The 22,887-nt window shown below is 34.0% G+C and carries 19 protein-coding genes; all 19 read left to right on the forward strand.

The genetic code is table 11. From position 1 onward, the window contains the following. Positions 1-57: 57 nt before the first annotated feature. The 19 genes from HNS38_RS08275 to HNS38_RS08365 all read left to right on the forward strand — a co-directional run bounded on the left by HNS38_RS08275 (position 58) and on the right by HNS38_RS08365 (position 22,812). On the forward strand, positions 58-390 hold the full coding sequence (locus tag HNS38_RS08275; protein ID WP_172281742.1) for a hypothetical protein: 333 nt from the start codon (positions 58-60) through the stop codon (positions 388-390). A gap of 17 nt (positions 391-407) precedes the next feature. Further along, entirely contained in the window at positions 408-1,508 is a 1,101-nt protein-coding gene (locus HNS38_RS08280) for a T9SS type A sorting domain-containing protein (RefSeq protein WP_172346281.1), read from the forward strand. 835 nt (positions 1,509-2,343) lie between these two features. Continuing rightward, positions 2,344-3,291 (forward strand): kelch repeat-containing protein, encoded by a 948-nt coding sequence (locus HNS38_RS08285; RefSeq protein ID WP_172281746.1) that lies wholly within the window; start codon positions 2,344-2,346, stop codon positions 3,289-3,291. A 57-nt stretch (positions 3,292-3,348) separates the two neighbouring features. Beyond that, on the forward strand, positions 3,349-3,990 hold the full coding sequence (locus HNS38_RS08290) for a hypothetical protein (RefSeq protein ID WP_172281748.1): 642 nt from the start codon (positions 3,349-3,351) through the stop codon (positions 3,988-3,990). Positions 3,991-4,002: 12 nt separating this feature from the next. After that, complete coding sequence (locus HNS38_RS08295) at positions 4,003-6,531, forward strand: MBL fold metallo-hydrolase (RefSeq protein WP_172346282.1); 2,529 nt, start codon at positions 4,003-4,005, stop codon at positions 6,529-6,531. Between the two features lie 4 nt (positions 6,532-6,535). Continuing rightward, complete coding sequence (locus HNS38_RS08300; protein WP_172346283.1) at positions 6,536-7,885, forward strand: S41 family peptidase; 1,350 nt, start codon at positions 6,536-6,538, stop codon at positions 7,883-7,885. Positions 7,886-7,889: 4 nt separating this feature from the next. Continuing rightward, positions 7,890-9,092 carry a redoxin family protein gene (locus HNS38_RS08305; protein ID WP_172281754.1) on the forward strand — a complete coding sequence of 401 codons (1,203 nt, stop codon included), beginning with the start codon at positions 7,890-7,892 and terminating at the stop codon, positions 9,090-9,092. Positions 9,093-9,118: 26 nt separating this feature from the next. Further along, complete coding sequence (locus HNS38_RS08310; RefSeq protein ID WP_172281756.1) at positions 9,119-10,339, forward strand: T9SS C-terminal target domain-containing protein; 1,221 nt, start codon at positions 9,119-9,121, stop codon at positions 10,337-10,339. A 136-nt stretch (positions 10,340-10,475) separates the two neighbouring features. After that, positions 10,476-11,537 carry an alpha/beta hydrolase-fold protein gene (locus tag HNS38_RS08315; RefSeq protein ID WP_172281758.1) on the forward strand — a complete coding sequence of 354 codons (1,062 nt, stop codon included), beginning with the start codon at positions 10,476-10,478 and terminating at the stop codon, positions 11,535-11,537. 67 nt (positions 11,538-11,604) lie between these two features. Continuing rightward, positions 11,605-12,612, forward strand: coding sequence for a PD40 domain-containing protein (locus tag HNS38_RS08320; RefSeq protein ID WP_172281760.1), 1,008 nt, complete (start codon positions 11,605-11,607; stop codon positions 12,610-12,612). 49 nt (positions 12,613-12,661) lie between these two features. Further along, positions 12,662-12,985: a M48 family metallopeptidase gene (locus HNS38_RS08325; protein WP_172281762.1), complete on the forward strand. Its 324-nt coding sequence runs from the start codon at positions 12,662-12,664 to the stop codon at positions 12,983-12,985. Between the two features lie 218 nt (positions 12,986-13,203). Continuing rightward, positions 13,204-15,027: an ankyrin repeat domain-containing protein gene (locus HNS38_RS08330; protein ID WP_172346284.1), complete on the forward strand. Its 1,824-nt coding sequence runs from the start codon at positions 13,204-13,206 to the stop codon at positions 15,025-15,027. Further along, positions 15,014-15,817 carry an MBL fold metallo-hydrolase gene (locus tag HNS38_RS08335; RefSeq protein WP_172346285.1) on the forward strand — a complete coding sequence of 268 codons (804 nt, stop codon included), beginning with the start codon at positions 15,014-15,016 and terminating at the stop codon, positions 15,815-15,817. The genes HNS38_RS08330 and HNS38_RS08335 overlap by 14 nt, the downstream gene beginning before the upstream one ends. Positions 15,818-15,965: 148 nt before the next feature. Then, positions 15,966-16,877, forward strand: a complete 912-nt coding sequence (locus HNS38_RS08340; RefSeq protein ID WP_172346286.1) for a PD40 domain-containing protein — start codon at positions 15,966-15,968, stop codon at positions 16,875-16,877. A gap of 14 nt (positions 16,878-16,891) precedes the next feature. Then, positions 16,892-18,913 (forward strand): FG-GAP-like repeat-containing protein, encoded by a 2,022-nt coding sequence (locus tag HNS38_RS08345; protein WP_172281768.1) that lies wholly within the window; start codon positions 16,892-16,894, stop codon positions 18,911-18,913. Between the two features lie 81 nt (positions 18,914-18,994). Then, entirely contained in the window at positions 18,995-19,678 is a 684-nt protein-coding gene (locus tag HNS38_RS08350) for a CPBP family intramembrane glutamic endopeptidase (RefSeq protein WP_172281770.1), read from the forward strand. A 27-nt stretch (positions 19,679-19,705) separates the two neighbouring features. Then, positions 19,706-20,812: an alpha/beta hydrolase-fold protein gene (locus HNS38_RS08355; RefSeq protein ID WP_172281772.1), complete on the forward strand. Its 1,107-nt coding sequence runs from the start codon at positions 19,706-19,708 to the stop codon at positions 20,810-20,812. Further along, on the forward strand, positions 20,802-21,998 hold the full coding sequence (locus HNS38_RS08360; protein WP_216663668.1) for a hypothetical protein: 1,197 nt from the start codon (positions 20,802-20,804) through the stop codon (positions 21,996-21,998). The genes HNS38_RS08355 and HNS38_RS08360 overlap by 11 nt, the downstream gene beginning before the upstream one ends. Positions 21,999-22,071: 73 nt before the next feature. After that, a complete protein-coding gene (locus HNS38_RS08365; RefSeq protein WP_172281774.1) occupies positions 22,072-22,812 on the forward strand; it encodes an NAD(P)-binding oxidoreductase in 741 nt (246 codons plus the stop codon). The last annotated feature ends 75 nt before the right edge of the window (positions 22,813-22,887 follow it).

Genomic DNA, 22,887 nt, shown 5'->3' on the forward strand with positions numbered 1-22,887 from the left:
GAATTATACTGCATGAATCAAATAAAGATATGCATTAGGAATTTCAAGCACAGTCCCATGTTGCTGTTTATTAATGTCCCAGGTTTGGCAATCGGTTTGGCTGCTTTTATTCTAATCATTGCCATCATAAACTTTATCAACCAATTAGGTTCCGAAGTAGTGAAAACCTACCTCAGAAATCATATCTATTTTATTCGATCTAATGATCATCAAATACTACTCTATGAAAAACGATCTAATACATTCCTATTTTTCTTAAAATATAATATTTCATTACCATCCATTAAAAGAGCTTGTATTTATTCGGAATATTGGCATTTCGTTGGGTTTTTAGACGAGCTGCCCTTGGGCGCAAAGTTGAGTTCATTATCAATTATACCAAAGTACTAATTTCAAACTTGTAAAAAATGAGAACAAAAAATATTTTTAGTTTACTGGCATTGGGATTAATTTCCATGAATTTGATTTCACAAGAAATAACGATTGATTATTTAGGCCAAACTCCACCAACAGATGTTCCAGAGATTTTTGCCCCTGGTATTGTTTCATTAAGTGATAGGTATGAATATGGATTAGCTGTTTCACCGGATGGAGAAGAAATTTTCTTTACTTGTTCATCGCCCGGTGATGGCTTAATGAGAATTGTTAAGGATGGTGATACATGGTCTTCGCCACAAGTTGCAAACCTAAGAAATAGTAATATTTGGGAGTATGAAGCATTTTATGCACAGACAGGCGATAGTTTGTTTTTTACTTCAGAAGATGCGAACAAACAGCAATTATTTTATGTGACAAAAACTGAATTAGAGTGGGGAGAAGCAAGCAAATTAAATTCAGTTGTAAATGACGATGATGTTATGTGGTCTAGTTTCTCTGAAAAAGGGAATATGTTTTACACCAAAATAAGTGATTTTAGTTCCTACTGTTCAAAAAAAGTTAATGGAATTTATCAGGCTGGCGAAAAAATTACAAGCGGCACTCATCCTTACGTATCCTCTGACGAATCTTTTTTCCTCTATAATGCAAGCGGCGATATTTACATTAGGTTTAAAAATATCGATGGAATAACATGGGATTCTGCAATCAAATTAGATAGTAGTATAAATACTACATATTTAGAGACTTGTCCGTCGCTGTCGCCTGATGGAAAGTATATGTTTTTCAGTCGGTACAACGATTTTGGAGATAAAAGCGACATATATTGGGTGAGCACTGCTTTTATTGATGAGCTATTAAATCCAACAAATTCAGTCATTCATGTTATTGAGCAAAACATCCAGATTTTTCCCAATCCAACAAAAGGTATATTGAGCATTTCGTTTGGTGAACAACCATATAAAAATGCAATTGTTGAAATAACCAATATTGAAGGTAAACAAATATTATCAAATACTTTCCAAAATATTACAGATGCAACAATTGATATTACTGGCAATCCGAAAGGTATTTATCTTATAAGTATTAGCATAGATGGAAAAAGTATTCATGAAAAAATTTTTATGGAATGATAATATTAAATCCTAGCACTCAACACAAAAGCATATAAAAAGTAGCAGATGGAAGGAGTTTAAGTAACTAAATACTTTGAGTATTCAAGTTTCTCATAGCTTTTTGATAAAATGCATTATTTAAAGAATTTACCATCCAGGTATTGATAGCCTTCGTTTTCGCTAGTTCTGGGGCATATATCATCATATCAGAATATATGAAAATGTATGCTTATCCTACTCCTTTATATGCTTGTATAGTTATATTACCTTGTATTATTACCTTTCTATTCAAAATTTCATATATAACAAAGCCAGTTAACAGAAATAATTACAGGCTTTATATACAATATTTAAAGTATTTATATTTTACGAAACAAGAAGAATAGACTGCCACTTGATGTTTAGCTTTGTAGTGGCCTATTGCTAAAGACGAATGTTCCATTATGCTCATCGAAACCAAAACCACTAAACATACAGGAGATGTTAAGTCTCCCATCACCAAATCTATTCAAGAACAATCTTATTAAATCGGTTTCGTAACCTTCCTCATTGCCACTCAAAGCTTTTCATCTAAACTTACTTCGTTAGATTAATTAACTAAGGGACGATAACTGTAAAATATACATACACTCAGTGTAAGATATCTTTACACTAATTTCTGTATACCTCTTCCAGAATAGGTCTATGTTGTTCTTATCCTGTATTTTACGGTCATTGGCATAGCAATTGATTTAATTATATCAACAATATGAACACAGTATAAAAGTATTAACTAAGTATTTAGTTAATGGCAAGGCCATTGTTCTCTTTCTGTAATCAGCTAATTACTTAGTTATAGATTAACACTAAAACGATGAAAAAAGTAGCTATAATCACATTGTTTTGTTTTTTTATTTGCTCATGCTTCGCTCAAACAATTGTATGGAAAGAAGTAGCATCTCTACCGGAAGCTTATAGTGGCGGAGAAGCCGTAAGCCTGAACAATGAAGTCTATTTTGTGGCAGGATGTACCAAAACTACTAGAAGCAGTGCGTCTTTTTACAAATTCAATCCTCAAAAGAATCAGTGGACAAAACTGGCAGATATTCCAGCCCCCGCAACAAATTTTGCACTAGCAGCTGTAAATGGAAAAATTTATGCCATTGGAGGGGATCAATTTCAAGATGCTAATCGAGAATACAATCCAAAAACCAATAGCTGGAAACTACTCAACCCAATGCCCACTGCACGTCAGCATATCAACTGTGGCGTTTATGAAAATAAAATTTACATTTCCGGAGGACTCACTTCTTGGAAAAACATCACACAAAAACATGAAGTATACGATGTACCAACTGATTCATGGTCAGAAAAAACAGAAATTCCCTATTTAGTGCAAAATGCTTCTGTTGTTACTATTGATTCTCTCATTTATGTAATAGGGGGTGCAGGTGCAAAAGAAGATATTTGGGGAGATGTATGGACTGTTGAGACTTACAATACCAAAACAAATAAATGGAAACATATCAATGATTTACCAAAACTGCTATTTGGAACAGCTGCTGTTGTGGTGAACAAAGAAATCATTGTTCTAGGTGGGCAGACCTTGATAGATGGTAAGGAAGACACCTCAAAAAAGGTTTTTATTTATAAAGTTAAATCTGACCAATGGATAGAAACAACTCCACTACCCATAAAAAATGTGTTTTTTGCATGTACCACAATCGAGAATAAATTATATGTAATAGGTGGAACAGTAGGTGGCAACCCCAATTGGGATAACTACGCTGAGGTTTATGAAGGGGAGATTATTGATAAGTAATATGGTTAATGACACAATGGACATGAAATAAATATCCTTTTGAAAAAATAATATAAAATGAAAACATTTAAGCTCTTTTTAGTCATTATTCAATTGTGCTTTGGTTCATCGTTATTTGCACAACAAAATGAGATAATCCCTCATTTATCAAAAGCTAATGACTCCAATTTATGGGTTTTGCATAATAGAGAGGTTCATATTGGTAATGAAGTTCATTTAGATGGAAAACCTGGAAATGGATTATATTGGATTAAAGAACCCCTATTTACAAATGGAAGAATTGAGCTTGATATTAAAGGAAAAGATGAGCGCGGGAAAAGTTTTGTGGGATTGGCTTTTCATGGTTTAAACGATAGCACCTATGAAGCCATATATTTTCGTCCATTTAATTTTAATAACCCAGATAGAAATACACATGCTGTCCAATACATATCTCATCCTGAATATCCTTGGTATAAACTAAGACGAGAGCATCCTGAAATATATGAAAACACCATATCTCCAGTTCCAGAACCCGTAGATTGGTTTCACGTGACCATAATCATTGAATACCCTAATGTGAATGTATTCGTGAACCATTCAAAGAAACCATCTTTAACTATCGAACAACTGATTTCACGAAGAGAAGGTTGGATAGGGTTTTGGGTGGGAAATAATTCTGAAGGATATTTTAAAAACTTAAAAATTACTCCTGAATAATAAAAAATAAATATGAAAAGAACAGCAATAATAGTATTTCTAATACTGAGCTATTTTACGGTTTCAACCTATGCTCAACAAAACAAGGTTGATGTTAGCTATGTTGGAAATTCTGGGTTTTTAATAAATATTGGTGATAAAAAAATACTTATCGATGCCCTTTTCAAAGGTTTTGAAGGCGATTATATATTGCCTCAGAAAATTCAGGATAAGCTAATAAATGCTAAGGTTCCTTTCGATGATGTGGATTTAATTTTGGTGACCCATGCTCATGGTGACCATGTTGATTTGGATATGGTAAAGCAATATATGCAAAACAATCCGAAAACAGTTTTTGCATCAACTCAACAATTGATTAATGTTCTCACTGATTCAACCAATCGTTGGATTGGATTTAACCCAACAAAAGAAAAACCTGAGAGTAAGGTAATTGGAGACATCAAGATAGAAGCCTTTTACCTTCCTCATGGTCCAGATTCAAGAATAATAAACAACGGTTTCCTGATTACTGTAAACGGAATCTCATTTTTTCATACCGGCGATGTTGACTTTGATCAATTTACTTTTGAAGAGTTTCAATCACTTCAGCTACAAGAAAGAAAAATTGATCTTTCATTTATTCAACATTTCTACCTTACTAGTGATTCCATTTCCAGACAGTTTGTGACCAAAGGTATCGGAGGTAAATACATTATTCCCATTCATTATCATTTTACAACACCTATTTTCGACAGCATATTAATAAAACAAAATTATCCTGAAGCGATCCTTTTCAATGAAGAATTGCAAACTTGGCATATGCCAACTAAGAATGATGAAAAATCAACCTTAGGGGAATACTATTTCAATCAGCCTCCTCCTGGCGATTCAGCTGTTGTTTTTGCTCCTGGTATTATTTCTTTGTCCAATCGTTTGGAATCCAACATTGTTTTCAATCCCGATGGCAAAGAGTGTTACTTTGGAGTACTTGAAATAAAAGACAGACAAGTTTCCTGCAAAATTTATCAAAGCATATTTGATAACAACAAATGGACAGAACAGACAGAAGCTCCGTTTTCATTAAACCAGAATATTAGTGATCCTCTTCTGTCGGCGGATGGACAAAAACTCTACTTCAATAAAGAGGGTGATATTTGGATGATTAACCGTATTTCTGATGGATGGAGCGCAGCTGAAAAACTTCCAGCCCCCATCAATTCTGATGCTTATGAGGGCAATATTACTGAATCCGCCGATGGAGTTATTTATATTTCTTCCAGGCGTCCGGAAGGATTTGGCGGAATTGATAATTGGAGGATAAACCGCCTACCCGATCAATCTTTGCAAGCAGAGAATCTTGGACTGTTGATGAACTCCCTCTATTTTGACTACAGCCCCTTTATTGCCCCTGATGGTTCCTATCTTATATTTGGTTCCTATCGCGCGCTTAGAGATGGGCTTCTCTATATAAGTTTTAATGAAGGAGATGATAATTGGACTATACCTATCAATATGAATCGCTGTGGTGCTAAAGTCAATAATGCAACGGCTCACCATAGCAACCCCTCCCTTTCGCCCGATGGAAAATATCTGTTTTTTAGACGTCACGAAGCAGATACTGTTATGGATGTGTATTGGGTAAGTGCAGAAATACTTAAGCCGCTTAAAGAGAAAGCTTTGCAGGAATATTCCTCACAAAAATTAACCCATCTAAAAGGTGACTACCTCGGTCAAACTCCTCCTGGAAACATACCAGAGGTATTTGCCCCTGGGATCGTATCAATAGCCTCAACAATTGAACATGGATCGCCAACATTTTCTCCTGATGGCAATGAAGTATTCTGGCAAGTTAATAGTGCAAATCAGAAAACAATACTTTGCTTGACCATGAGACGTGAAAAAAATGTGTGGACAGCTCCAAAGATATCACCATATGACAGTAGTCCGGTTTTTTCACCTGATGGCTATCGGCTTTATTACCTTCCTTTTGGTGAAGAAAATGGTGAAAAAGACGGCCCCCATTTTGTAGAAAAAGAAGGTGAGTCCTGGAGTTCGCCAGTATGCATGGATCTTATCAAGCGTTTTCCCGAAATAAAAGCAGTATATAATCATTCATTTACAAACAGTGGTACGCTCTATTTTTTGGGCCATGCAGAAGGATACTGGAATAATTTCGCCATTTATCGTTCTGAATTAATTGATGGTGAGTATGCTCAGCCTGAATTGCTTCCAGGTAGTATAAACATTCCGGGAGAGATACGTAATTGGACTCCTTTTATTGCTCCCGATGAGTCCTACCTCTTATTTTCTTCCAGCCGAGCTAAAGACAAAAATGATACTGGCGACATATACATTAGTTTCCGAAATGTAGATGGAGACTGGACAAGCCCCGTTTCATTGGGCGAAGAAGTAAATTCTGAACGCCCTGAACGTTTTCCTTCTGTCACACCAGATGGCAAATATTTATTCTTTTCACGATTTGTTTCCAAATACAATGAGGATGTTATGTGGGTGAGCGCAGAAATAATTGATGAACTCAAAGTAAAGAATAATAAAAAATAAGAATATGAAAAAAATGAAATTTAAAACAAACAGGAGAAAAACACTTATTCTTTGGATTTTAATTATTCCGGTAGTTTTCTTTGGACAAAATAACACTGAACAACTTTTTGAACCAAGGCAAGTCAAAGCAGATATTGACACCCTGATTTCCAAAATGAAGGATATTCATCCCACATTTCAAGTCCATTACAAGGCAACTAACCTAGAAAGCAGTATAGACAGCATTAAGAAGAGTATCACCAAACCCATGTCTAAGTTGGATTTTTTTAGGATAATGCAACCCATTGTTTCTATTGATGGTCATACAACACTTTTATATAATGGACCATTATACGATAAAGAAGATAGTCCATTGTTTCCTTTTAAAGTGATTATTTACAACAACGCACTTTACATCAAAGAAAATCTCTCTGAAAATGAAACGCTCGTTAAAGGCTCACTTATTGACAAGATCAATGGAATTTCTTCAGAAACGATCATCCATAAGCTGTACAAGTATATTCCTGGCGAAAAAGAGGCTTATCAAGCAAAAAAGCTCGAAGAAAGTTTTCATGTTTTTATGGCTTTGGTTTATGGCTCTTTTTCTGATTTTAGTATTACTGTAAATAAATCTAAATATCATCTAAAAGGTACTAATTGGAATGCTTTTCAGGAGGCTTCAAAACCAAAATTTGAGTTACGCTTTTATGATGATGACATCGCCTATATTTATAAAAGAATGTTTTTTCCACCGCAAGATTTCATGCATTTCATGGATTCTGCTTTCACCATAATCTCTGAGAAAAAAATTAATCATTTGATCATTGACAATCTTATTGGTGGAGGGCTTACTGATCTTGCTGACTCCCTGATAACTTATTTTACAGATAAGCCATTCAATATGATGGAAATGAAAAAAACCAAAGTAAGTGACTTGACAAAAGAATTTATTGAAGATAAAAAACCAAAAGGTAGTATTCAGGATGATTATTTTATTGAGAAATACGCTAAACATAGTTCTGATTGTGAAAATCGCTTTTCCGGGAAAACCTATATTCTGACAGGCCCACGGTCTTATTCGGCAGGCACCTGTTTTTCCGCTGCAGCTAAATGCTATCAGAGTGCCACAATCGTTGGCGAAGAATCAGGACAACCCCTTTTGAGTAATGGCGATCAGAACCAGTTTGTGTTACCTGAAACGAATATGTCCGTTGTAACGGCGCTTTCAATAGTTTATATGCCCTGTAATAATGATGATACTATACAAGGTGTGCTCCCTGATTATTACTGTGCACCTACATTGGATGATTTGTTAAACGACAGGGAGTACACCCTTGAATATACATTGCAATTGATTAGAGAAAGTAAATATTAAGATTATGAAAAAACGATCCATTATAGCTTTAGCAGTATCGATGTTACTTTTTAATGCTTGTACTACAAATTACACTTCTAACGATTACTTGGAAAAAGTATTAAATAATCTGGAAACAATAGAATCTGCAACATACAATATCGTTTCTGAGAACTGGCCACCGGGAGATACTGTAGCTTCAGAGACTTATTATTCCTTTGTGAAAGAGTATGATTACCCATCAGATACAACAATAGGTTCAAAGTTTGTAAGACTCAATGGTTCCGATACTTCAATTCTTGAATTCTGCTATGATGGTGAAATGAGAGCGCTCGTGTATAAGGACGAAAAAAGAGTGGTGCTTGACAGTTTTAATGTAAATCCCAAGCCAATCAGGACTTTGACACCACCATTTTTTAATTATACAGAAAGCATTCTTAAATACGCGCTTGAAACAGAAGATAGTATATCGTTGGATATAAAAGATCTGGGAGATATTGTTTATTTGAAACTTACGATTTATGAGGAAAATCAAGTGGAGTTCTTTGGAAAAGCTTTCCACATGCCAATAACACCCTATACTTTTGGAGAAAATACATCTATTTATGAAATGTGGATAGACAAAACGAACGACCTTCCTTTTAAAACGAGGAGAGAAATGTATCACAATATTTCTGTTAGAGTTCGAAAAGACTATAAACTGAATAATATTGATATAAAAGACTTTAAAGCTTCGGACTATTTCCCTGAGGATTATCGAATCCAACCCTATAGATTGGGAGGAAAAAGAAAGACGAAAAGTGAGCTAATTGGCAAAGAAGCCCCCGACTGGACTTTGCAAACCGGAGATCAATTACCCTTCTCTTTAACAGATCTAAAAAGTAAAATTACGATGATCCAATTTACCAGTGTGAGCTGCGGACCTTGTAAAGCTTCCATTCCATTCCTTAAAGAACTGCCTTCCATTTATAAAAAAGAAGATTTTGATTTTGTATCCATTGAGTGCACCAGCAGAAATTCGAATGTATTAAAAACCTATATGAATAGAAATCACTTCGACTACAAGTTTTTGTTATCGACCAAAGAAGTATTGAAAAGCTATTCCATTGGTTCTTTCCCTGTGTTCTTTATCCTTGATGAGAATCGAATCATAAGAAATGTCATTTACGGATATGGAAAAGGAAGCACCGATAATGAAATTCGTGAGGCCATTGATAAGCTGATATAAATTTAAAAATCAATAAAACGATTTATATGAAAACAAAATTAATTTTTGCTGCACTATTTTGGGGATTAATAACAACAAGTTCATTTTCTCAGGCAATTGTATGGAACCCCAAAGCTGAACTTCCGGCCCAAATATATAGTGGATCAGCTGTTAGTTGTCAGGGTAAAGTTTACTTTATCGGTGGACAAATAGATATAGGATCCACTGATTATATTGTGTCAAATATGATTTTCGAATATGATTTGGCAACGGATGAGTGGATTGAAAAACCCAATATGCCGACAGCACGCTATAATCTTGGCGTTGCCGCAGTTGATGGTAAAATTTATGCCATAGGCGGTGATAGTTTTCTTGATAAAAATGAAATGTATGACCCTACGACAGAAACCTGGCAAACACTCACTCCTATGCCCACAGCCCGGCAACATATAAAAGCCGCCGTTGTAAATGGTAAAATATATATTATCGGTGGATTATTGGTCAACTATTCGCAAGTTTCATCCAAGAATGAAGTATATGACCCACAAACAGATACATGGGAAGAGATGGCTCCTATTCCTACACCAAAACACAACTATGCAAGCATGGTTTACAATGATAAAATCTATATTTTTGGAGGAAGCACACAGAATGGCGGAAATGTTTGGGTTCAAACATCCACTGTAGAAGTGTATGATCCGTCTACTAACACTTGGGATACTTCTGTCTCGCTACCTTCTGTCAGGTTTAATCCCGGAATAGGCTTCCTCAACAATAAGATCATCATTACTGGCGGTATTTCAGGTAATGAAACTTTAAGTGATGTTGATGTTTTTGATCCTGTATCGAACACCTGGAGCGAAGGTACTTCTCTACCTATGCAAATCGTTGCCATGGGCTCTACAACTTTAAATAACAAAATCTACATTATAGGAGGCTCGAATGGACCGGGAGCTTGGATTGGATATAATTCGGTTTATGAAGGAGCTTTTGATGAATCAACTGGAACTGACCAAATAGCAAATATGGAAAATCATTTTAAACTGTATCCAAATCCTACGAAAGACTATTGTGAGATAAAGTACGATGGGGCTAAAATTGAGTCGGTTTTAATAATGAATGCTCAAGGAACCGTCGTTTACACTAAGAAATTAATTATGCTTCATCCGAGAATTAATGTTTCCGAATTAAACGATGGATTTTATTATGTAAAAATCCATACAACAGACAATGAAGTATATACGTCGAAATTGCTTAAGATCCAATAAATCTCATTGCAAATTTGACCGTGTTGAGTTGCAATATGGCTTGTTATTGGTTTTTAGAGTTTCTCAAAATAAAACCATAAAATATTGAAATACTAAAGAATGAATTGATCATATTAATAAATAGAACTAAATCAACATGAAGAAAATACATTTACTAATAACAGCAGCACTCCTCCTGGTATGCATTCAAAATTCGCATGCACAAAACATTCTGGAAAGACCTTATAAACCTTTGGACAAAGAATTTCTTAGTTTCACAAAAATGCTTAAAGAAGTAGATGAAACTGACTATCTGAAATCCATAGATTTATGTACGAAGGCCCTTGATCAATTTAAGGATATGAATATTAGAAATAATCTGATATTTTGGGAATTATCCTTCCATTATGCGAGTTTGAAACAATACGATAAATGCCTGGAAATACTAAAACTCGGGCAGGATGAAGGCTTGTTCTATTATACAAGAACAGGCGATCGTGCTTTTCCTCCTTATCTCAAAGAATTAGAGAAACTTCATGGATATGAGGCATTGATGGCGAAAAATAAGGAGCTTATGGATGCGGCTAATCGGCATAAAGCTTATGAATTTATGGTTCAGCTTCCAACAGACTATAATAAAAATGAAACCTATCCTTTGATGTTTATAATGCATGGTGGGATTGGAAACATTCCCAATTCACAGTTCAAGTATATCTCAGAAAAGCTGGAAAAAGATTTTATTGTAGCCTATAGCCAGGGAGATGTTTTTTTGGGTTCATTTTCCAAAGCTTATGACCATGAAAATTGGGAAGCCCCATTAGTAAATATTTATCAGGAGATCATTTCAAAATATGCGGTCGACACCACTCAAGTCATCATAGCTGGGCCTTCTGCCGGTGGCTATCGCTCTTTAATACTCGGACTCAACAATAGCGTTCCTGCCAAAGGATTGCTCTTGTCTTTTGCCGTATACCCAATCGAGTTAGACAGTACATTATTTTTAAATGCGGCAGAGAGAGGACTTAAGGTAGCACTGCTTTGCGGGGAGAATGATTGGGCCATTCAACAACAAAAGAAACTAGGATATTTATTAGATCAATACGGAATAAGGAATCGGTTTGTGGTCTTCCCGGAAATTGGTCATGGATTCCCCGAAAACTGGCCCTACTATTTAGACACTTCTGTTGATTTTATTTTAAAAGAAGATGAAAATAATTAATTGAGAATATGAGAAAATCTGTTCAATTGGTGAATAAGTAAAAACGAAAATTAATAAAGATAAAGTCATGAAAAACCATTTTTTTATTTTAATACTATTTATTGCAATGGGATGTAATGTTGAGCAAAAGGATAATGAAAACGAAGAAGCTGAATTTCCTAAATTAACGGGTAAATATATGGGGCAAAAAGAGCCGGAGCTTTCTCCTGAAATATTTGCTCCCAATATTGTATCTACCGGAATGTCAGAATTAAATGCTTGTTTTTCCCCAGACTATACAGCGTTTTTCTTCTCTGTCGTTATGCCAGGCAACAATTTTGTGATTATGTCCATGAAATACGATGGTCAGCAATGGTCAGCACCAGAAGTAGCCAATTTTTCGGGTGAATACTCCGAAGCAGACCCTTTTATTACAGCCGATGGGAAATGGTTGTACTATGTATCCAAACGCCCCACCGACAGCTTACAAATCCCCAAAACAGACTGGGATATTTGGCGTGTTGAAAATATCAATGGAGAATGGGCTAAGCCTGAACATTTGGAATCAGATATAAATTCAGATAAGGATGACATTTATCCCAGCTTAACAAAGGAAGGAACTTTATACTTTTCATCGGGAAGAGGAGGCGGAAATAACCGGGATATTTATTACGCCAGGAGTAATGGTAGTGGTTTTGAACCAAGCGTAAAATTAAATGATACGATTAATAAATATTGGGAAGGAGATATTTATATTTCACCAAATGAAGATTATATGATTTTCAGAACCTATGGCAGACCTACCGGTAATGGCTTGTACATCACATTCAATAGCGAGGGCGAATGGAGTATTCCTCAAAATATGGGGGAAGAAATTAATAAGACCGGTGGTGAATTTTGCCCAATGGTTGATCCGGACGGGAAGTATTTTTTCTTTACATCAAGCCATATTATAGCAAAGAATGAATCAGACAAGAAACTGACTTATCAAAAAGTGATGGATGATTTTATCAACTCATACAAACATCCGGGTATGGGTAGAAATGATATTTATTGGGTGGATGCTAAGATCATAGATAATTATCGAATAAATTGATGAAATTAAAACACTAAAAAACATTAAACAATGAGAAAAACTAACAGAATTGCTGGATGAAGGGAAAACCATTGATGAAATAGTACTTTTTGTCAAGAATGAGGATGTGCTGACAACTCAGTATGATCTACGTGAAACCTGGTTTAATCACTTTGGATATAATCTGATGAACGAAGAAAAAAAGAATGACGCTTTAAAAATCTTCAAATTAAACACAGAATTATACCCTAACGAATACAATACTATTGACAGTTATGGAGATTGCCTTTTACAGCTAGGTGACAAAGAAAACGCCATTAAAGCCTATAAAAAATCTTTAGAATTAAACCCCAAACATGAAAATGCTAAAAAAGTATTGTCGGAACTGGAATAACAGAATATAGCTATGGAAAAACGGAAATTTATTGGGGGGAATGCAGAGATTCTTAATAAATAAGATTTGATTACTTAAAAATGAAATAATCTAGAATAAGTATTCTGGATAAATAAGCGATTTTGAGTATGTCAACAATTCTCAGCTATCAAAATATAAGGAAATAAAAAAATTACTATTAGTGAAAAAATAGATTTAACAAAAAAAATCAAATCGAAATGAAAAAACAAATATTTATTTTATTAGCAGCACTTATATGTAGTCAAACTATAATTTTTTCTCAAGTAGATGAAGATTTTTACGTAGGCGAAAAACTTTCTTACGAATCTGAAATATTTGAAGAAACGAGAGAACTGTTTGTTAGTATGCCGGCAGATTATGACTCATTGAATTCTTACCCCGTTCTATACATATTATTTCCAAAATATAGTTTTTATCGTGCTAAAGCAGCAGCAAGATATTTAGAAGGGAGTAATGGGATACCAGGAATGATCTTAATTGGTATTTGTGAAAAAGATGGGGCTGAAGTTTTTCCTTTTGAAAATAGACGTTATCGAGGGCAAGGGTTTAAAGGAGACGAGTTCTTAAATTCCATTAAGAATGAGGTAATTCCTTTTGTGGAAAATAAATATTTGACCGATTCATTGCGAATTTTGGCAGGATTTTCAAATAGTGCAATGTTTGCTAATTATATCATGGTAAAGGAACCAGATTTGTTTACTTCCTACATATTTAGTAGCCCAATGATTGGTTGGGGAGATAATTTTGTGCTTCGACAAACAACAGAGTTTTTTAATAGTATATATCATTTTAATAAAACCGTTTATGTTATTTATGGAGAAAATGATTACGATCATGTGCTTAATCCAATGCCTGCCTATAAAAAACTATTTTCAAATAAAGCACCTGAGGGTTTAAAATGGAAAATAGATGTTTTAGAAGATGAAGGGCATGTACCATTTATTGATGTGTATAATGGCATAGCTTATACATTTAAAGAATTAGGATACAAGCCACAAGAATCAATATTTAATGCTTGTACAGATGGTGATTATGAAACTGTTGAAAAGATACTTGCAGAAAATGTTACTTGGGTTGATTCAACTATTAGCGGAACGGCTACGCTTTTGATAATAGCATCCTATTATGGGCATGATAGTATAGTAAGGCTGTTATTAGATAACAATGCTGATATAAATTTCCGAGTGTCGAGTAATGGCTATAATTCATTGCAATATGCATTATTTACTAATAAATTATCTACCATTCAATTGTTAATAGATAAGGGTATCGATGTAAATAATTCTGATAATAACCAGCAGACGGCTCTTCACTTGGCTTTGAACAGGAGATCATACAAAGTATATGACGCACTTATGGCTGCAAATTGTGATATGAATGCTCAGTATTCAAATGGAAATACAGCCTTGCATTATTCAATTGAAAACAATTTAGATAGTATTAGCAAATGTTTAATTGATGCAGGTGCTGATTTGAAACTTCTGAATAACAATAAAGAATCAGCGTTATTTATTGCCATTGAAAATAATAATCGTGATTTAGTTGATTTACTACAACAGAAAGGATCAAAATTACCGCAAGACAAACAGAAGAAGAATGAGCTTCTTCAATTTGCCGTTAAAAATAAATTTCAAGCCATTGCAGCAGAGCTTCTTGAAAATGGGGCAGAATTATCGGGTATCGACAGTAAGGGGAGAAATTTATTGCATCTTGCTGCAATAGGAGGAAATCTTGAATGGGTAAATAAACTCCTTGATAAAGAATTTGATGTGAATGTTGTCGATAGTTTGAATAGAACAGCTTTGCACTATTCGGCCGAGCAAAATAATATTGATATAGCCAAATTATTGGTGAAAAATGGAGCAGATATACATAAATTGGATTATACAAATAGAACAGCTTTGGCATTGGCAAATGATTGGGGGAGCACTAAAGTATCTAAATTTTTGATGGATAATGGAGCAAGTGTTTTTAATTCTGATATTATTGAATTAGAAGGAGCAGGTAATGAAAAAATCTGAGATTAAAGTTACCTATATAGCTAATATGGGATTTATGGTTTCATCTGCATCAAAAACAGTATTAATTGATGCCCTTTTTGACGAAGATTTTGGTTCTTATTCATTGCCATCAAAACAAATTGTAGAAAAGATCAATCAATTAGAGAAACCTTTTAACTCTGTTGATCTTATGCTTGTTACACATGATAATGGAGATCACTTCTCGACTAACATGGTGGCTGAGTATTTAACGAAAAACAAAAAAGCAAAAATAATATGTAATAAAAGCGTTTCGTCGAAATTGAAGGAAAATAAAAATAGTAAAGTTGATAGCTCGCGAATTGTTGGAATTACTCCTGAAATGTATAAGTCTGTTGACACTAAGGTTAATGGTATTGAAATAAAAGTTTTGAGGTTAAGACATAGTGAAGGAGATGGACGAACTGAAAATATTGGATTTTTATTTGATTTGGATGGGATGAAAGTATTGCATGTTGGAGATGCTACGGGAGGAGTTTGGAAAGGAGCTGTTGTTAATGGAATTGAAGAATATGATGCAGTAGGTCTTAAAAATATGCAAATTGATGTGGCCATTTTAAACAGAGGATCCTTATGGGGCATTGATGCTCCCGGGATCGAAATTATTGAGAAATATATAAAACCGAAACACATTATTCTTGGTCACTTTTCAATAGGCAACAAAGATGGTGAAGACGAGGTTATTCAAACTATAGAGAAATTAAAAGATAGTTTGCCAGGTGTCACAATTCTTGAAGAGTCAATGCAAAACATTATTATCAAAAATAATTGACGGCCAAAAAAAAGTAGTATTGAAAATCCAAACTAAATAATTCATCAAAATGAAACAAGCATGATTAAAATAGTTATTAATCTCACACGACAATGATTATTTTATATCATGCGGTTCCATCTGACCAATAAAAACAAAAAAAAAACAGATGAAAAATATTCCATTACTAATACTAGTAACCTTTATATGGGTTAGTTGTACTCAAACAGAAGAAAACTTTCTTGAATCAAAAGATGCCTATTTTGGACTTACCCCTCCTGGCTTAACTCCTGAAGTCTTTGCCCCTGGTATCGTTTCCGATACTAGTTGGCGTGAGCATTGTCAGTTGGCAATTTCGCCTAATGGTGATGAAATTTACTGGTCGAAATTTGCAAATGATGTTACTGAGCAGATCTATTTCTCTAAATTTATAAATAATAAATGGACAAAAGCGAAACTAGCAGATTTTATAAAGGACGATTTAACGCTTGTGAATGGCCAGCCTACTTTCTCTCCCGACGGAAACAAATTGTTCTTCTATTCCAGAAATCGCCCTGGCGGTTTTGGCTATATAGATGCCTGGTATGTTGAAAGAACGGAAACTGGATGGAGCAAACCCATCAATGCAGGAAAACCATATAATTCAGAAAAAGATGACCGTCCACCAATAATTACTAAATTGGGTAATGCATATAATATGGGAAGGGATTTCATTAATAATAAAGAAGAATTTCTCAAATTCAATTATGCTGACGGTAAATTTTCTGATCCAAAAACAGTGAGTATTTATAAGGATTTTTCATCTTGGTGGCCATTGTTTATTTCACCGGATGAAAGCTATATTATTTTTCCTTCAAATCATGAAAGTGGTTTTGGTGGTCTTGATTTGTATATCAGTTTTAAAGACAAAAATGATAATTGGGGACATCCAATAAATATGGGAGCTGAGATTAACTCTAATCTAACTGAACGTTTTCCTGTCGTATCTCCTGATGGAAAGTATCTGTTTTTTATGCGGCATACAAAAACCTGGGATATTTTTTGGGTGAGTGCAAAAATAATTGATCGAATAAGAAAATAAATAATGACACAATTATGAATAAAAAACATGACATATTAACCGCAAAATTTTTCAAAGTAATAACTATTGGTCTTGTGATAATTGCATTGCAAGTTAATATTGTCAAGGCTCAGGTATCATTAATAACAAATGGGCAAAACATACAAACTACTAATTCCTGGGATATCAAACTGGTAGATATTAACGGGGATGGCCATTTGGATGCATATTTGGGTGGCAAAACATGGCTAAACAATGGGAATGGAAAAATTTCTGAAACAGATCTCAGCTTTGGCTCTGGTATTTTTGCAAGTTTTGGAGACCTCAACGGTGATGGATTTATAGATGTTGTCAGCCAGGATAGCATTTATCTTAATGATGGGGACAATCATTACGAATTCAAAATCAAGCTTTCCTCCGATATTTTAATGTACTCGTCTGTACTAGTAGATGTGGATAAGGATGGAGATATGGACATTATCAGTTGTTCTCAAACTACCGACAGAATTCTAATTAACGATGGCAAAGGCAATTTTACGAATACAGGGAAAAGCCTTGGAGGTTGGGGACAGGCAAGCTATACTTTCGGCGATATCAATAGTGATGGTTTTACCGATATCTATGTGGCTATTCCTCACACCCCTCCTCCTGCAATGAAGCATTCTGCAAACAAAATTTGGTTGGGTAGTGCCGAAAAGAAGTTTACTGAAAGGAGCCATGATATTTCTGGTGCAGTAAGTCGAAATGCACTTCTATGTGATTTTGATAATGATGGCTACATGGATTTATTTCTTGCCAGTAATAGTGAAGCCGGAAATATGATATTTTTTAATGATGGAAAAGGAAACTTTACAGATAGCGGACAAAAACTTGGTGATAATTCCGGTTCTGCAAAAACCGCTGATTTTGACAGCGATGGTGATTCTGATTTATTTATCTGCCATGGCAAAGTTCCTTTTGGCGATGGAGCCCCCAACAAAGTTTGGCACAATGACGGTAAAGGACACTTTAGAGATAGTAAGCTTAGTTTGGGAAATTCAAATAGTGCAGCAGTAGCGCTGGGTGATATGAATAAAGATGGTAAAATAGATGCTGTTATTGTAAATGTAAAATTAGACCCTAAGAATAGCTATGCCTCTGTTCCTTGTCCTGTGGAAATATGGTTTAACAATGCTTTCGAAAGTAATAATTTAAATGAATCAAAAGATGCATATTTCGGTTTAACACCTCCGGGATTAATCCCAGAAGTCTTTGCTCCCAGAATAGTTTCAATAGATACCACAATTGAACATGGATCGCCAACATTTTCTCCCGATGGAAAACAACTTTTCTGGCAATCTAACCTACGCCATACAGGCAAGGAAACAGAAGTTTTCCTAAAAACCATGCGTTGTATTGAGGGTCAATGGACAGAATCTGAAATGTCACCTTTTGGAGGCATGCCTGCATTTTCCCCCGATGGTCAGCAAATCTACTTTATCGCCTTGGATACCGAAAATGATAAAGGACTATATATGTCCACTAAACAAAATGAGAAATGGAGTGAGCCAAAAAGCCTGAACTTGCTTGCACGATTCCCTGAGCTTAAGTATTTATATGGCCCCTCTGTTACAAACAAAGGAACACTTTATTTCTTTGCACATGCTGAAGGTCTCGAAACCTTGAATAATTTTGGCATTTATCGCTCAGAATTAAATGATGGTGTTTATGAAAAACCCCAATTACTCCCTTCATCCATTAATATGGCCGGCGGAACATTTAATTGGACGCCCTTTATCACCCCCGACGAAAGCTACATTCTATTCTCATCCAACCGCTTAAGCCCAGATAAAGATTTTGGCGATATTTATATCTGTTTCCGGAGTAATAACGGTAATTGGACAGAGGCTATTAATTTAGGAAAGAACATTAATTCTGATCGACAAGAGCGTTTTCCTTATGTATCTCCAGACGGTAAATATCTTTTTTTTACTCGCTGGATTGCCAGAGGTAACGAAGATATTATGTGGGTGAGTTCAAGAATTATTGACGATCTAAAAAATGAAGTTATAAAATAAAGTCAAATAAAGATCATGAAGAAATCGAGTTTTAATATATGAATTTAGCTGCAATAAGATTAAGAGTTAAAAACTAAAAAAATGGACATTAGAAATTACATTGGCATTACATCATTAACTGAAGAAAGAAAGAAACCTTTGATTTACGCATTTATATTCTTCATTCTTTACATATGTGCTTCTATTTTTGGCTCAGAAATACAGAAAATATTGAACTTGGATATGAAGATGGGATGGGTGCAGCAAATTGTAAGTGCCATAATAATACTTCTTTTCGCGTTCTTTTTTAAAGCACCAAGGCAACTATTGGCACTGGTAAAACCAAAAGATAAAAATTGGTTGAAATACACGGTTTTTATTGGCGTGATATTTTCCATATGGAATCTTATTACTTCAGTGTTATCAGATGATCCAAGTGTAAAATTAGGCCTTGAATATTACCTGTTTGAGTTGACAATGCCAAGCTTTTCAGAAGAAATTTGTTTGAGAGGAGCAGTTTTTGGTTTTGTATTGTACTATGTTAAGCAATCAGGTTTATCAAACTTTAAAATCTGGATAATTGTGATCATACAAGTATTACCTTTTGCAATTGCTCATCTATTGCATGTGGAAAGTTTCGGTGAAGGATTAAGAATATTTCTTTTCACATTTTCTGCTGGACTTGGATTAAGTTGGCTAAGAATAAAGACAGGTTCTATATTCCCTTCTATGATTGCACACAGTATAATAAATGTTTTAGATAACATATTGGGGTATTTATTGTGATTATAAAAATGATTAAACTTTGATTATATGAAAAAGATAGTACTCGTGTTATTTGTAATATTACAGACAAGTGTGTTTTGTCAAGACATTGATAAACAGTTTGTTTTTACCGATACTATTCAGTCAAGATTCTTAAATGAAAGTAAGCTGATCCATATTTACTTGCCTCCTGATTATTACAGTTCAAATGATTCTTATCCTTTACAAATAGTATTAGGCTATTATTCGAGAACTCGCATGTATTATTCTATCTCGGAATATTTAAGCAGACCCTATCATATGATAGAATTGAATCAATTGCACACAATCCCTGAGTCAATTGTTGTTGGTATTGGCAACCCGAATTCAAAGAATATGAATGAGTATGATAAGTTTATAATTCAGGAAGTAATTCCTTTAATTAACAAAAAGTATAGAAAGTGTCATTTCAAAACAATCATTGGACATTCTATTGGTGGAGAATTGGTTTTACATTCTATGTTAGATGAGAATAGTCCTTTTCAAGCTTTTTATAGCTCAGCACCTGTAAACTCAGATTATTTTATTGAAGTGTTGAGCATTGAAGAAAAAATGTCATTTCTCAAAGAATCTAAAAAACGTTTATTCTTAGCTGCCAGTAAGCAAGACTATTTTTACGAATGGAATTTAAAACTTATTGATGCATTTAATGAAATAGGTAGTGGGACCTTTTTATTCAAACCAATTTTAAAAACTTCCGATAATCATCATACTATTTTTCCTGTCACCATAACAGATGCATTGTTCTTTATTTTTAAAGATTGGAAATTTACTATTCCTGAAAAAGACTCTTCTAATATGACAGAGTTATTCCTAGAGCATTATAAACTTTTATCAGAGAAGATAGGTATAGACATAAGCCCACCAGAGTTTGATTTTTATTTATTAGCATACGTTCTTAATGAGAGAAATCAACTTGAAGAAAAAATAAAGTTATTGGAAACATGTAAAAAACTTTACCCAAACGCGCAAAGTGCTGATGCCTATTTAGCAAGGACCTATTATTCGGTGGGTGATTTGAAGAAAGCAAGGAAACATAATGAGCAATCATTATCTTTAAATCCAGATAATGAGTTTGCCTTAGAAACTAAAAAATTGATTGAGAATGAAGAATAAAAATGTCATAATATTAATAATTGCCTTGCTAACCATTAGCTTTCAATCTCATGCATGTAGCATGTTTGTTATTAAAAAAGATGGGAAGGTGATGGTTGGTAATAACGAGGATTTTTATAATCAAAATTCTCGGATGTGGTTTGAAAAAGGCAATAAAAATGAATTCGGAGTTGTATATGTTGGATTTGATGACTTATGGCCTCAAGGAGCAATTAATGATAAGGGGCTTGTTTTTGACGGATTTGCAATGCCAAATTTAGAAATCAAAGATTTTGAAGGTAAAGATTCACCTGAGCATGAAGATTTCTTACAATTCATAATGCGAACTTGTTCTAAAGTTGAAGAAGTAAAAGATATTTTCTTAAAATGGGATTTACGAGGCATGGAAACTTCGATGTTTTATTTTGTGGATAAATCCGGAAAGCAATTAATTGTAGAAGGAGATTTTATAGAAATTAGAAATCAATCATATGATATCATATCAAATTTTTACCCTTCGCAATGTGACAATTTAAATGATGTCACCATAGAATTTTATCAGAAAGGAAGAAAATTAATAGAAACAAAACAAGAAACAAGTGTTAGCTTTTGCACCTCATTATTAGATAGCTTACATCAGGAATCAAGTTGGGGAGGCGGCACACTTTATTCTACTCTTTACGATTTAAATGAAGGAATTATTTACTTATATTATAATCATAATTTCAACAATGTTATTACGATCAATATCAAAGAAGAATTACAAAAAGAGAATCATATAATTGAAATTCCAAAATTATTTCCGGATAACAAAAAAGGCCAAGAATTTTATAAGAATTATAATGAGACCATTTCAAAAATTGAAGAATTAGGATATGCCAAAACAATTTCATGTTCAGAGAATATTTCTGAATTGGAGAAATTCTTTAACAATGTTCAGAAAATAACTATTTACAGGGAATATTTTGACAAGGCAGCTGACAAATGGGAAGAAACGGAAGATTTTAAAAGTGCGATTAAAGTTTATGAAGTTATGGCGATGTTTTTTCCTGATGATTATCAAATATATTACAAACTTGGTGAAGCTAATTTTAATTTGAAGCTTTATAATAAAGCACTACTGAATTATCAAGAATGTTCCAAACTTATACCAGAAAACGAAAAATTAAAAGAAAAAATTAATGCGGTTAAAGAATTAATTGAATAAAAAACATTTTCTGTGAAAATCAGCAACTTAACAATCGTTGTAAATAAGAAAACATAAAAAAGAGAGGAATGATATGAAAGTCTTAGTATTAGGTGCAAATGGAGCTACTGGTTTTAATGTTGTTACTCAATTATTAAAGCAAGGGATTGGTGTGAAAGCCTTAACAAGAAATGTAGGAAAATTTGATTTGATAAAAAGTACCGAGCATATAGAAGTAATAAAAGGTAGCATATTAGAACTCGATCATCAAATATTGAAACACTATTTAAGTGATGTAGATGCTGTGGTATCTTGTCTGGGGCATAATATTACACTTAAGGGAATATTTGAAAAGCCATATACACTCGTAGTTGATGCATTAATAAAAACGATTAATTCTATTAAGGAAATTAATAAAAACAAAACCGTGAAAATAGTATTGATGAATACTACGGCATGTATAAACAAATCGCAGAATGAGAAGTTCAAAATAACTGAGAATATTGTAATGAAGATGATGAGGTTTTTATTACCACCACAACGTGACAATGATTTAGCATTAAGACATTTGATCGAAACAGTTGGTATAAGCAACCAACTTATTGAATGGATAGCAGTAAGACCTGATACCTTAATAAATGAAGCTGAAGTATCAGAATATACCATCCACCCTTCACCTGTTAGAAGTCCAATATTTGATGCTGGCAAAACAAGTAGAATTAATGTTGCCAATTTTATGGTAAGTCTGCTAAAAGATGAGGACCTTTGGGAAAAATGGAAATATAAAACTCCGGTTATTTATAATAGGGAAGCAAAAAAACAAAAAAAAACATAGAGTTCCCTTTGTTTAGTAGAAATAAATAATCCGAGTGAGAATACAACTTAAATGATGGTTGATTTTAATGAAGGA

Source organism: Lentimicrobium sp. L6, from assembly GCF_013166655.1.
Lineage (GTDB): Bacteria > Bacteroidota > Bacteroidia > Bacteroidales > UBA12170 > UBA12170.